12 protein-coding genes are annotated in these 13,614 nt (G+C 29.3%); 2 read left to right on the top strand and 10 right to left on the bottom strand.

Features of this window, described 5'->3' with window-relative positions; all coding sequences use genetic code 11:
- The first annotated feature begins 22 nt into the window (after nt 1-22).
- Both pgsA and rseP read left to right on the top strand, forming a co-directional pair.
- Nucleotides 23-553, top strand: a complete 531-nt coding sequence (gene pgsA, locus CAMP5060_RS01615) for a CDP-diacylglycerol--glycerol-3-phosphate 3-phosphatidyltransferase (RefSeq protein WP_039618023.1) — start codon at nt 23-25, stop codon at nt 551-553.
- Between the two features lies 1 nt (nt 554).
- Complete coding sequence (gene rseP, locus CAMP5060_RS01610) at nt 555-1,661, top strand: RIP metalloprotease RseP (protein ID WP_214126294.1); 1,107 nt, start codon at nt 555-557, stop codon at nt 1,659-1,661.
- Here rseP and CAMP5060_RS01605 read toward each other — a convergent pair.
- The 10 genes from CAMP5060_RS01605 to pyrH form a co-directional block, all read right to left on the bottom strand.
- The gene (locus CAMP5060_RS01605) at nt 1,658-2,488 is read right to left on the bottom strand and encodes an inverse autotransporter beta domain-containing protein (protein WP_214100063.1); all 831 of its coding nucleotides are present in this window, start codon (nt 2,486-2,488) and stop codon (nt 1,658-1,660) included. The two genes, rseP and CAMP5060_RS01605, sit on opposite strands and share 4 nt — an antisense overlap.
- A gap of 12 nt (nt 2,489-2,500) precedes the next feature.
- Complete coding sequence (locus CAMP5060_RS08275) at nt 2,501-3,298, bottom strand: methyl-accepting chemotaxis protein (RefSeq protein ID WP_261544901.1); 798 nt, start codon at nt 3,296-3,298, stop codon at nt 2,501-2,503.
- 550 nt (nt 3,299-3,848) lie between these two features.
- Nucleotides 3,849-4,352, bottom strand: coding sequence for a PAS domain-containing protein (locus tag CAMP5060_RS01595; protein WP_047208186.1), 504 nt, complete (start codon nt 4,350-4,352; stop codon nt 3,849-3,851).
- A 70-nt stretch (nt 4,353-4,422) separates the two neighbouring features.
- The gene (gene mnmC, locus CAMP5060_RS01590) at nt 4,423-6,258 is read right to left on the bottom strand and encodes a bifunctional tRNA (5-methylaminomethyl-2-thiouridine)(34)-methyltransferase MnmD/FAD-dependent 5-carboxymethylaminomethyl-2-thiouridine(34) oxidoreductase MnmC (RefSeq protein WP_337217789.1); all 1,836 of its coding nucleotides are present in this window, start codon (nt 6,256-6,258) and stop codon (nt 4,423-4,425) included.
- Entirely contained in the window at nt 6,255-8,162 is a 1,908-nt protein-coding gene (locus tag CAMP5060_RS01585) for an N-acetylmuramoyl-L-alanine amidase (RefSeq protein WP_442863344.1), read from the bottom strand. The genes mnmC and CAMP5060_RS01585 overlap by 4 nt, the downstream gene beginning before the upstream one ends.
- Nucleotides 8,155-9,252, bottom strand: a complete 1,098-nt coding sequence (locus tag CAMP5060_RS01580; protein ID WP_087700564.1) for a nitronate monooxygenase — start codon at nt 9,250-9,252, stop codon at nt 8,155-8,157. Before CAMP5060_RS01580 ends, CAMP5060_RS01585 begins: the two co-directional genes overlap by 8 nt.
- Nucleotides 9,252-10,454: a tyrosine--tRNA ligase gene (gene tyrS / locus CAMP5060_RS01575; protein ID WP_337217787.1), complete on the bottom strand. Its 1,203-nt coding sequence runs from the start codon at nt 10,452-10,454 to the stop codon at nt 9,252-9,254. Before tyrS ends, CAMP5060_RS01580 begins: the two co-directional genes overlap by 1 nt.
- 12 nt (nt 10,455-10,466) lie before the next feature.
- The gene (locus CAMP5060_RS01570; RefSeq protein ID WP_337217786.1) at nt 10,467-12,656 is read right to left on the bottom strand and encodes a RelA/SpoT family protein; all 2,190 of its coding nucleotides are present in this window, start codon (nt 12,654-12,656) and stop codon (nt 10,467-10,469) included.
- Nucleotides 12,640-12,858, bottom strand: coding sequence for a DNA-directed RNA polymerase subunit omega (locus CAMP5060_RS01565; RefSeq protein ID WP_039618002.1), 219 nt, complete (start codon nt 12,856-12,858; stop codon nt 12,640-12,642). The genes CAMP5060_RS01570 and CAMP5060_RS01565 overlap by 17 nt, the downstream gene beginning before the upstream one ends.
- A gap of 9 nt (nt 12,859-12,867) precedes the next feature.
- Nucleotides 12,868-13,593 carry a UMP kinase gene (gene pyrH / locus CAMP5060_RS01560; RefSeq protein ID WP_214100059.1) on the bottom strand — a complete coding sequence of 242 codons (726 nt, stop codon included), beginning with the start codon at nt 13,591-13,593 and terminating at the stop codon, nt 12,868-12,870.
- Between the last annotated feature and the right edge of the window lie 21 nt (nt 13,594-13,614).

The following is a 13,614-nucleotide window of genomic DNA, read 5'->3' as shown; positions in this document are numbered from 1 at the left end:
TAAACACAAGGATTAATAAACAATGAATTTACCTAATATCTTAGCATTTATAAGGATATTATTAGCCCCGCTTTTATTTTTTTTGCTTATTAATGATTTTGAAAATATTCATCCTAGTTGGGTAAATTATTTTGCTTGTGTTGTTTTTGGTATAGCCGCTTTAACTGATTTTTTTGATGGTTATATTGCAAGAACTTGGAATCAAACCACAAAACTTGGAGCCATTATAGATCCACTAGCTGATAAAATGCTTGTTTTGGCTGCTTTTTTAGGATTATTACTCACCCAAAAAGCTGACCCTTGGATGATTTATATTATTTTAGTAAGAGAATTTTTTATAACCGGTTTTCGAGTGGTTATGGTGAGTGAAAAATTTGATGTGAGTGCTTCTTTTGCAGGAAAAATAAAAACAACCTTTCAAATGATAGCTATTATATTTTTAATCATGCAATGGCCTTTTGCTAATACATTGTTGTTTATTGCCTTAGTACTTACACTTTATTCAGCCTTTGAATACATACTAGCTTATATAAAACATTTAAAAAAGGTATAATTTGAAATCATATTTATTTTTATTTATTATCTTAGCTATTGGCTTTAAATTTTATTCTTTTAGCTTTTTAATAACGCTTTTGGTTATATCTTTTTTAATTTTTTTTCACGAGCTAGGACATTTTTTAGCCGCAAAACATATGAGGGTTGATGTAGAGATTTTTAGCATAGGTTTTGGAAAAGCTGTTTTTAAAAAAACCTACAAAAATACAGAATACCGCTTATCTGCTCTACCTTTTGGTGGTTATGTTAAACTTAAAGGACAAGATGATTTAAATCCTAGTGAAAAAAATTACGAACCAAATAGCTATAACACTCTAAGTCCTCTAGCTAGAATTTACATACTTTTTGCAGGACCATTTTTTAACTTTTTTCTAGCATTTTTGCTTTATGTAGCCATAGGTTTTTTAGGTGTGCAAAAACTTGCACCTGTTATTGGTAATATAGCACCAAACTCAGCTGCACAAAAAGCAAATTTACAAATTGGAGATAAAATCCTAGCTATAGATGGAGTTAAAATTCAAAGCTTTGAAGAAATTGGCAAACTTGTACATATAAAACCAACCTTACTTAGCATAGAACGTGATGGTAAACTCATCAACGTCACCCTAGTCCCGCAAATTGATCAAGGCTATAATGAGTTTTATCAAAAAGTTCAAAAACCATTAATAGGTATAGCACCTAAGAGTGAGTTTGTCACTATTTATCATCCAGGAATTAGTAGTTTAAAATACGCTTATGAAGAAAGCATAGAGGCTTCTTTGCTCATTTTTAAAGGACTTGCTAAAATCATCAGCGGGGAATTAGATGCTAAAAATATGGGTGGAATCATCACTATGGTTGATATAACCTCCAAAGCAGCAAATACTAGCATAGTGGTTTTATTTTTAATCACAGCTTTAATTTCTATCAATCTTGGAGTGTTAAATTTACTTCCTATTCCAGCACTAGATGGAGGACATATACTTTTTAATCTTTATGAATTAATCTTTAAAAAAGAAGTACCAAAAGTATGTTTTGAATATCTTAGTTATTTTGGCATGGCTTTGCTTTTAAGTTTAATGGTGTTTGTAACTTATAATGATATCACGCGTTTTATGAGTAATTAATAAGCCCTAGTGGCAAAATCATAACGGTTAAATTCGCCTATATTATTTTTACGGTAAAAGCTATTATAAAATTGCTTACTTAAACTTTGCTCATAATTTAGTCTAAATCTTACCCACATTGCTGTTTGATCTTTAGCACTAGTTTTTTCATCTTGATAATTAAGTGATAAATCTAAAATAGAAATTGGAGAATAAGTAATATTATATTGATTTTGCAATTCTTTTATATTAGAATTAACATTTAAAACATTCAAATATGGTAAATCAAATACAACTCCAAGCTCTGTACTATCATCACTATCGTTTTCTTTAATCTTGTAGTGATTAGCATATGCTTTAAAATAATGACCAAATTGTAATTCAGCGCCAAAACTATTTTTAGTATAAGCTTCTTTATATTGATCATTAAAATAATTAAAGCCAAAATTAAACTCATCAAATTCATAACGATTAATAAGGCCCAAAGAATAAGCTTGTTCTAATTGCCCTATTCTTGCTTGTTTTTCTAAAAGCAAAGTAGCATTATCATAATCTAGTATAGAATTAATATTTTTAATATTTACATTTAAAGCATTATAATCCAAACTTGCCTCTGTTTTATCTTTGGAACTTAAATTTAAAACCTGTCCCAAAGACTTACTAGCAAAGGATTCAAAATCAATATTTTGAGTTTGATATTCTTGTGGCTTTTGAAAAAATACCTGTTTAGAAACTGTATTTGCTTTTTGTTTTTTAGTAATGTTGGCTTCGCCCTCACTTAAACTTTCCTCTAAATTTAAAGCAAATGCATTTATGCATATACAGCTTAAAAAAATGTATTTTTTCACTCAACCTCTTATTTATATATGCTTTTTATATTCTATTTCACTTATCATCCTTTCATTTATATCTTGAATTTGCTTAATATGAGCATAAATTTTTCTTTCCTCTTTAACAAGCTGATCATTTTTTATATAATTAAATAATCCTTCTATATAAGAATTTAAATCTTTATTTAAAATGAAAATATTATCTTTAGAATCAAATTTAGCCAAATTTTTATCTTCTATATATTCTACTTTAGAATTAATCACACAAGAACAAGCCAAATATGTTTTTAAACAACATTCCAAATAAAGTAAAATTTTATTAGTATCCATACTTGTTTTAGAAATTTCATCTAGTAAAATTTTAGCCTTTTTATCAACTCCAGTAAAAACTTCCTGAAATTCTTCTAAACTCGAATTAGAATTTTTAGCAACCTCATAAGCTTCATTGGTTATTTCTTTAATATTGCCCATTTGTTCTATGAGAGTATTTATCATCGTAGAAATTTCCTTAGCTGCAACTTGAGTTTTTTCAGCCAAAGTTCTAACTTCATCAGCCACAACAGCAAAACCTCTTCCATGCTCTCCTGCACGCGCAGCCTCAATAGCAGCATTTAACGCTAAAAGATTAGTTTGTTCTGTAATATCTTCAATAATACCTATAAAAGAAGAAACACTATTAATTTGTTGAGAAAAAGTATCCATTAAAGTATGAATTTGCCCTATATTTACACCCAAATTACCCAAATCACTTGAAATTATTTCTGCATTTTTTGCACTTTTAGAAGAATGGATGGAAATATCATTTGCTTGATCATACACCTCATGCATAATATTTGCAGTTTCATTCAACTTTGTATTAATAAGCGCCAATTCTTTTTGCAAAGAATTAGACATATCCTTAGAAACATTTTCCACTATAACGCTTTTTACAGATAAGTTTTGAGTTTTTTCTATCTCCAAAGTCGCCTCATTAATAATTTTAGCATTATAAGCAAAAGCACCCATTAAACCTTCTAATCTTGCTTTTCTATAAAATCTTTGCTCTTTCACAGCTAAAATCGCATTAAGAATTTCTCTATTAAAAGCTTCTATTTGATCTGCTAAATCATTCACAACCCAACTTAATTGTCCTACACCAGATTTTTCAAAAGGTATATGTGTAATTCTTGCTTCCAAATTACCTTTTGCAAGTTCATTCAATACTTGAGTAGATCTTAAAACTTCTTTATTTCTATAATAAGCACTAGCAATACCAAATAACACTATAGAAGTTCCTAAAACACAAAAAACAAAGCCAAATGTTTTACCTTCCATTATTTCCAATACAGCCATCAAACAAAATAAAAATAAAGCAAAATAATTCACAAATTGATTAATATTATATTGATAAAACCAATTCTTCATAACTCATCCCCTTTTGGCTTAAAATTTCATCTAACATCTTTCTTGATGCTTTCTTCCCACCTTTTTGTTCTTCTAGCAATAGCTCTTTATATATTTTTTCTATTTTTTCAACAGCTTCCCTTCTGGGATTTAAGCGCATAGAGTGATAACCAACTATCTCGCCACTAGCGTCAAATGAAGGCGTAATAAAGGCCAAAACCCAATAAAAAGATCCATCTTTGGATAAATTTTTTACGTAAGCAATAACTTCTTTTTTATTTTTTATACCCTCCCAAAGAATTTCAAAAACAACCTTTGGCATATCAGGATGACGCACGATATTATGAGGTTTCCCTAAAAGCTCAAATTCTTTATATCCCGAAAGTAGGATAAAATTTCTATTGCAATATATTATTCTACCAATTTTGTCGGTTTTTGAGATAATAATTTGTCCATCATTAAAGAATTTTTCATTTTTTGTAGGTTGATTTTTTTGCACCTGCTCCCCCCCCCCCGTATTTTTAAATTAAATATATAATTATATTTTTAAAAATAAAGCGAAAATAAAATTATTGTTTTCCTTTTTTTAATTGACGTATTAAAAATCTTGCAGGATGAGTAGCGTGCAAAAAATCTTTTTCTATTTTTGGCTCATCAAAGATTAATGCACTAAGCATTCTAGCTCCAATAATAGCACTAGCAAAAGCTCTGGATCCATGAGCGATAGAAAAATACAAAGGAATAAATTCATTTGGTGCTACTTGACTTTTATTTTTATGCCATAAAAGTGCTTTGTAATTTTGCATATAAAAATTTTCATCATAGGCTTGACCTATTATAGCAAATCTATCACTAGAATATGATCTAAATCCTACTTTTCCACCCATAATTTTTAAATTTTCATCATGTAAAAACTCTTTTATATTTTCAATATTTTGCAAATCATCGTTTTTCAAAAGCATTGTATCTTGATTGAGCCTATTATAACTTGCACCAATAAGTTGCAAATTTAATTCTTCATTGATAGGGCAAATATAACCTTTTGAAGATAGAGCATGAATATTTTTTAAAAATGGTTTTAAGTGAGTACATTGACCTCTAACACTGCTTAATTTCATATATTTATACTCTAAAAATTGCTTAACACCAGCACCTTGAGCATAAATTAACACATCATAATCTTTTAATTTTTTTTGATTTTTAAATTGCAAAGAAAACTTTTCATTTTCATAAGAATAATCTTTAAATTCATACTCAAAAAAAACATTAGCTTTACTTTTTTTAAAAAGCTCTTTTACTACTTTTTGTGGACTTATACATGCTCCATCTTTTAAAAAAGCTTGATTATTGATAATTTCAAATAAAACATTATCTTTTTGACTATTAAAACGCTCTTGCATAAGCTCATTATGAGCAAATTCATAAACCCCTTGTGGAGTTAAATTTAAAATTTGCCTATAAAATCTACTTGCCTCTAAAAAAGCATATTGTGAAAACTCGCCCAGTAAAACATCTGGTTTTAAAATCAAAGAACTTAAAATTCCATTGATATTTCCAGAAGCACCTTTACCTAATGAATTTTCTTTTTCAAAAACATCTACTTGAATATTTCTTAAAGAAAGCTCATAAGCTATACTCGCTCCAGCTATACCTGCTCCAATTATAGCTATTTTTTGAATCTCTTTTTTTAAACTTGGAGTGTTAAAATAAGCAAATTTATCTTCAAAACCAAGGCCATTAAAAACAGCTTGTATCATTTCTCTTTTTCTAAAACCTTTGATCTTTTGCACTTGAAAATTATTATTAATCAAAGCTTTTTTTAAAACGCTTGCGGAAGAAAAAGTTAAAATCTTGGTACTTATTTTTGAATTTTTAGCAACTTTGTTTATAACATCCTCATCAAACATCTCTTGGTTTTTAGCAGGTGCAAAACCATCTAAATACCAAACATCAGCTTTAAAATCTAAATTTTGCAACTTTTCTTTAGCATCACCAAATACCAAATCTAAAAAACAATCTTGAAAATAAAATCTATAAACTCCATCTCTACATGGGGGATAAAATTTTAAAAACTGCTCTAAAAACTCTTTAAATTCCTCATAAAAACCAAGGTTTTTATAAATTTCTCTTAATTTATCTTTTTCTATATAAAAATTTTCAAAACTAAGATAAAATAGTCTTTGATTCTCTTTTTTTTCTTTTATAAAACGCTTTAAAGTAAGGAAAAAATTTAAGCCAATGCCAAAACCAAGTTCTGCAATGATAGTTTGTTTTGCTTGAAATTCAAAAGCATTAGTATAGATAAATTCACTCTCGCTTAAACCATCGCTAGAATTAAAATAATAATCATCAAAATCTAAAGAAAAAGGCGCATTGTTTTTAATGATAATATTTGCTTTTTTCATTGATTTTTATAAAAATAACTCTCTATACCATTAGCAATACCAATAGCTAATAATTCTTGAAAATTCTTATTTGTTAATCTATTTCTTTCACCAGGATGACTAATATAACCTGTCTCAATCAATATAGCAGGCATTTGTGCACCCACTAAAACCCAAAAAGGAGCTTCTCTAACCCCGCCATCAACAACTTTATATTTTTTTCTTACATTGCTCAAAATACTTTTTTGTACATCAATAGCCAATTTATTTGAAGCAACGATTTTTTCACGGTTTAAAAAATTTAAAAAGGTTTGCTTAGAAAAATAATTCATCTCTTCGAAATCTGATTGATTTTCTAGTTCAGCAGCCTTTTTACTTCTTTCGCTTCTTGCAGGCGACAAAAAGAAAGTTTCAATACCTTCAAGAGTTTTAGCTCTTTGTTTATTTGGAGCTGCATTTGCATGGATAGAAATAAATAAATCTGCCATTTTTTCATTAGCCATAGAAGTTCTATCTCTTAAGTTTATAAATTTATCCGTACTTCTTGTGTAATAAATTCTATATCCTCTTTTTTTTAGTTCATTTCCAAGTTTTAAGGCCACACTTAAAACCACATCTTTTTCTCTAACTCCCTTATCACCCAAAGTACCTGGATCTTTACCTCCATGACCTGGGTCAATCACTATGATTTTACCTGACTTTTTAATAGTAACTTTTGTTGTTTTAGAGGTAGTTTTTGTCGATGCTTTTTTAATCTTTTTTTCAAAACCTATAAACAACTCATCATCGTCCAAATCAAGACTAGCTTTAAAATCACTAGTGGAATTTAAAACAACTCTTACTGTGGTTTTATTAAACTGCACTATTGTAATAAATTGATTTTTGTTAATATCAATTTTTTTTCTATCACCTTCTAGAATGGCTTCAAAACTCACAATAGAACGATATGTTTTACCATCTTTAAAAGAATTAATTTTAATATCTTCAATATCAATATCATTGTTTAATTTTAAACTAACACCGTTTTTATCTTTACTTGATTTTAAAATATATAAAGGCTCTTTTTTAATAACTTCTTTTTTTGCTTCTGTTTTTTTAACTTCATTTTGCTTTTTAACTATAGGTTTGGGTTCTTCTTTTTTTTCTACTTTTTCAAGCCCCATAAAAAGACTTTGATCTTTAAGCTCTATTTTGATCTTTAATTCTTTTTTTGAGCTTAAGACCAAACGCATACTTGTTGGGTTAAATTGCGACACGATAATATCAAAATCTTTAAATTCAAAAGTTCTCTTAGGTCCTTTTAAAATTCCATCAAAATCTGCAACATAACGAAAATTCTTATCACCTTTAAGAGTAAAGTTTTTAATGTCTTTTTGGCTGATTTTTTCACTTAAATCAAGCAAGATACCATTATCTAATTTTTTAACATCAAGCACAAAAAGCTCTTTTTGCGCCGGAGTTTTTTTATCTTCTTTTTTATCTTCTTTTTTATCTTCTTTTTTATCTTCTTTTTTATCTTCTTTTTTATCTTCTTTTTTATCTTCTTTTTTATTAGTAGAAGCTGTGGTATTAGTTTCAATTTTTGCTTGTTCTTTTTTTATTTTTTGATCTTGTATGACCTTTAAAGCATTTTTTAAACGTGAAATTTCTTCTTCGCTTACTCCACTTTCTTTAAGCTCTTGTACATAAGCCTTATCATCAAAACCTAAAGAATTTGAACTTATGATTAATCTTTTTAAAATCTCATTTTTTTCTTCATTATTATCATTAATCACACTTTGTATATACAAAGATTTTAACTGCTGGTGTAATTGTAATTTTTCTTCTGAATTAGAAGTTAAAAAATTTTGATCAAATTTCTTAACTTCTGCATTAGCAAAAACACTAAGACATGATAATAAAAAAATAAAAAATATTCTAAGCATCTTCACCATTAACTAATTTTTTCATTAGCTCTTCTACACTAATAAGCTTATCTAGTCTATATCCATTAGCCCCTGTAAAAAATAAGCCTGTTTCTTTTTTGCCACTCCAAGCATCATATAATCTATCTGCTATACAATAGCCCACTTTAGTAGCTTCCTTACCTCTACCACATGGTGCAACACAATTACTTACACAAGAAATTTTTGGCCCCATTCTTTTATCAACTAAATTTAAAAGATTAGTTCTTACTCCTCTTGCAGGATAGCCAACTGGAGATTTTAAAAGCTCAATATCTTCTTTTTTGCAATCTAGCAATACTTGTTTAAAATCATCACTCGCATCACATTCAAAAGTTCCTATAAAACGAGTTCCCATTTGAACGCCACTTGCTCCTAAAGACATCATCTTTTCTATATCTTGCTTATCCCAAATTCCGCCTGCAGCAATTAATGGTATATCTCCCCAGTTTTTAATTTCTTGCGCAACTTGTGGCACTACATTTTCTAGTTGATACTCATCCATTAAACATTGCTCATAAGTAAAACCCTGATGTCCTCCACTTTTTGGTCCTTCAACTATAACTGCATCAGGTAAGCGATTGTATCTGCTTTGCCATCTTTTGCAAATAATTTTTAAAGCCTTAGCAGATGATACAATAGGCACCAAAGCAACATCAGGATAATCTTGTGTAAATTCAGGTAAATTTGTAGGAAGTCCTGCTCCTGAAACTATTACATTAAAACCAACTTCACAGGCATTACGTGCAATTTGCGCATAATTATTACTTGCATATAAAATATTACAACCCAAAGGTGCGTCTTTACAAACCTTTCTAGCATTATCTATCAAAGCTTTTAAACCTGCTTTTGAATAAAAATTATCGCTACCATAGGGTTTTGCATTAAGTTCTTTATCTATATGTGTTCTATTTTCATAATACCCAGTTCCCACTGAAGAAATAATCCCTAAACCACCATTTAAAGAAACTGCAGAAGCAAGCTTATCCCAACTTATACCAAGCCCCATTCCACCTTGAAAAATAGGATATTTTATCTCATGCTTTCCAATTTTTAAAGCTTTAAAACTCATTATATTACCTTTAATTTTGCAAATTTTCTTTTTCCAACTTGTATAATATATTCACCACTTTCTAGCTGGTATTGTTCATCTTGAACTTTTTCTCCATTAATACTTACCGCATTAGAATTAATCAATCTTCTAGCAGCTGAAGTAGAACTTTCCATTTTACACTCTACTATAGCTTTTGCAAGCCAAATACTACCTTCTAAAGTAAAACTTGGCATATCGCTAGGAAGCTCTTTTGCGCTATGGACTTTGTCAAATTCTTCCTTAGCTTTTAAAGCATATTCATTTGAGTGAAAACGAGCTGTTATTTCTAAAGCTAAATTTTCCTTAGCTTTTTTAGGATGCAATGAGCCATTTTTAATATCATCTTTCATTTGTGAAATTTCATTTAAACTTTTTTCACTTAAAAGCTCATAATATCTAAACATCAACTCATCACTTATGCTCAAAACCTTAGCATACATATCTTTAGCATTTTCTGTTACACCGATATAATTTCCTAAGCTTTTACTCATTTTATTTACACCATCAAGGCCTTCAAGCAATGGCAACATCATCACCGCTTGCTCTTTTTGGCAATTATATACTCTTTGAAGCTGTCTACCCATTAAAAGATTAAATTTTTGATCCGTTCCGCCCATTTCTATATCACTTTTTAAAGCAACACTATCATAACCTTGCAAAAGTGGATATAAAAATTCACAAATTGATATAGGACTTTGTTCTTTAAAACGCTTGGTAAAATCATCTCTTTCAAGCATTCTAGCAACACTAAAAGTTGAAGTAAGTTCTACTATACCAGCAGCACCAAGCTCATTTAGCCACTTAGAATTAAAATGAATTTGAGTTTTACTTGGATCTAAAATCTTAAAAACTTGTTCTTCATAGGTTTTGGCATTTTTAAGCACTTCTTCTTTATCAAGTTTTTTTCTTGTAGCACTTTTTCCTGTTGGATCTCCAATTTGAGCAGTAAAATCGCCTATTAAAAACTGCACTATAGCTCCATGTTTTTGAAGCAAAGCCATCTTGCTCAAAACCACAGTATGACCCAAATGCAAATCAGCAGCCGTAGGATCAAAACCAGCCTTTACAAAAAAATTTTCACCTTTTTCATAGTAATTTTTTACTAAAGAAACTAATCTTTCTTCATCAATAATTTCTGCTATTCCTCGTTTAATTTCTTTAATAATTTCATTAATATCCATAAAAAACCTTTTTTAGTGATTATTATACGCATCATTTAAAGATGTAAAATCTAAAATTTTATATCTAGATTTTAATCTTTCTTTTGCGTTTTCAACATCTACATTATTAGGTAATTCAACCTGCACTTCAAAATAATTTGCCACCACAGGCTCTGAATCAGCTGAATTAATACTTAAAACATTAATTTGCATTTTAGCTAAAGTAGTTAGAAAATCTGCTAAAGAACCTTTTTTATTTTCTATAGAAACGATGATTTTGTAACTTTTTATCGAACTATCATTCCAAGAAACAAAAACCATTTCTTTATTATCTTCTATCATTTTCATTGCTTGCTCGCAAAGTTTATGATGTATTGTTGCGCCAGTTGAGTGTCTAAAAGCAATGATTTCATCTCCTCTTTTAGGTCTACAACAATAATCAAAATTAATCGTAGTTATTTTATAATTAGAACCTACCACTATACTTTCAAATTTTTGCTCATTTTGTTCAAATTTAGCTGCTTGATTTTGTCCCACATATTTCCTAAGAGCTATAATTACTTCTTTAAAATAGTTAAAATCCAAAGCAATTTGTCTGAGCTTTTTATTAAATTTTTCTTTTTCAAGCCACTCTTCTATAAGCTTAGAATCTTTATTAAATACTGTAGATAAAAGATTTATAGCAATTTTATTATTTAATTCTTTTTTCTTTTGTTTACAAAAATCTCTTATGCTAGCTCTAGCCTTTCCTGTTTTAACACTATCTATCCAAGAACATCTAAAAAATTCTTCCTCTGAAGTTTCTATACTAACTATATCTCCATTTTTTAACACAGTTAAAAGCGGCACTCTCATACGATTAACAAAAGCTGTTTTTGCATGAAGCCCTACTTTAGTATGAACCTCATATGCAAAGTCTAAAGCCGTAGCTCCACGCGGCAAAGTGAAAATCTCACCTTTAGGAGAATACACCGCTATATCTTCTATATATAAACTATCTTTTGCATATTCATAAAGCTCAATAGCATCACAATCTTGTATATTATTTCCTTCTTCTTTGCCATGCATGGAAATATCTGCAAGCCAATCTAAATTTGGTGTTGTTATATTTCCTTCTTTGTATTTCCAGTGTGCTGCCACGCCAAATTCAGCAGTCTTGTGCATATCAAAGGTGCGAATTTGAGCTTCAATGATATTTTTTGCATCAAAAAGTGTTGTGTGTAAAGTTTGATAACCATTTTGTTTTGGCAGAGCTATATAGTCTTTAAATCTTGAGATTAAAGGATTAAAATGCGTATGTAAAATTCCTAAAGCCAAATAACAATCATAAACTTTTTCTACCAAAATTCTTACACCCAAAAGATCTAAAACTTCATCAAGTCCTACGCCTTTTCTTTGCATTTTTAAATAAATAGAATAATTATGTTTAATTCTTTTGTGTATAACAAAACTACCTTGTCTAAAACCATTCTCTAAAAATAACATTTCTATTTTTGAAATAAATTCATTAAATCCAAGTTGAATTTGTTGATCTTTTGCATTGATATAATTATCAATTTGTGCATACTCATCAGGTAGTAAAAATTTAAAACTTAAATCTTCAAGTAAATTTTTTATACTTGAAATTCCAAGTCTATGAGCTATAGGTGCATATACCACCAAGGTTTCTTCGCTGATTCTTTTTTGCTTATCTTCTCTTAAAAAATTTAAAGTAAGCATATTGTGCAATCTATCACAAAGCTTTATTACAAGCACGCTAACATCTTCAACACCCGCTAAAAGCATATTTCTAAAAGTCAAAGCGGATTTTGCAAGTTTTTCATTAGAATTAGAGCGTGTAAGATGATCTTCTCTAATGCTAACTATTTTAGTTAAACCTTGAACTAATTTGGTTACCTCTTCACCAAAATTTGTGTTTAATTCCTCTTCATTGCAATTTGTATCTTCTAATATATCATGTAATAATGCAGCTATGATCATAGACTGCACAGGACTTAAAAAAGCCACAAAAGAAGCCACTAATATAGGATGAACCGCGTATGGCTCTCCACTTTTTCTAAATTGCCCTTCGTGTTTTTGAATACAAAAATCCACCGCTTTTTCTAAAACAGTAGATTGTGGGAAGACCATAAAAAGGATTTCTTTCGCTCTTTGTAAATCCTTACAATTTTTAACATCATCAACAAGTTTATCTAACAATAACTCATCATTTACTAGCTTCAATAAATCCCTCTAAAACGATTTTATCTTCTGCTATTTCATGTAAAGCAATGTCGGTATATTTGTATTTATTTTTATCTAAATTTACCAAAGGTTCTGCACCATTTGCAAGCTCTTCAGCTCTTTTAGCTACTACAAGAGCTAGTTTATATCTATCATCTTTTAGTTTTTTTAATGCTTTTGCAGCTATTTGTTCTACTCTCATTTTTTACCTTTAATCTTGATTTTTAACAATAGAGCATAAACTCATATCGCCTTGAATGATTTTTAATAAATTTCCTTCCTTAAACATATTACATACCACAATAGGCAAAGCATTATCTTTAGCTAAGGCTATTGCGGTATCATCCATAACTTTTATATTATCATGTAAAGCTCTTTCATAGCTTAATTCATTAAGCATAATTGCATCATCATATTTTTTAGGGTCTTTATCATAAATTCCATCTACTTTAGTCGCTTTAATAATCATATCTGCTTGAATTTCTACCGCTCTTAAAGTCGCAGCAGTATCTGTAGTAAAATAAGGATTACCTGTACCACAAGCAAAGATAACTATACGTCCTTTTTCTAAATGTCTATGTGCTCTTCTCATAATATATGTTTCGCAAAATGCTTCCATTTGGATAGCACTTTGAACCCTTACATCAAGTCCAGCACTTTCTAATGCTTCTTGCATAGCTATAGAATTAATCACAGTAGCAAGCATACCCATATGATCGCCACTTGTTCTTTTTATAAGTCCATCTCTTGCAGCAGATACCCCTCTAATGATATTTCCACCGCCTATTACTATACCTACTTCAACATTTTCACTAATTAAGCTTTTTATTTCAGAAGCTATGTATTTTAAAATAGAATTTTCTATACCAAACCCATTTTCTCCAGCCAAAGCTTCCCCAGAAAATTTAACCAATACTCTTTTTCTTTTATTGTTCATTAAATTTCTCCTTTGATTTGA

It is taken from the genome of Campylobacter sp. 1569 (genome assembly GCF_024723675.1).
Classification (GTDB): Bacteria; Campylobacterota; Campylobacteria; order Campylobacterales; family Campylobacteraceae; genus Campylobacter_D; species Campylobacter_D jejuni_C.
The sequence above is the reverse complement of the archived record's forward strand: the minus strand, read 5'-3'. Positions and strand labels throughout refer to the sequence as shown.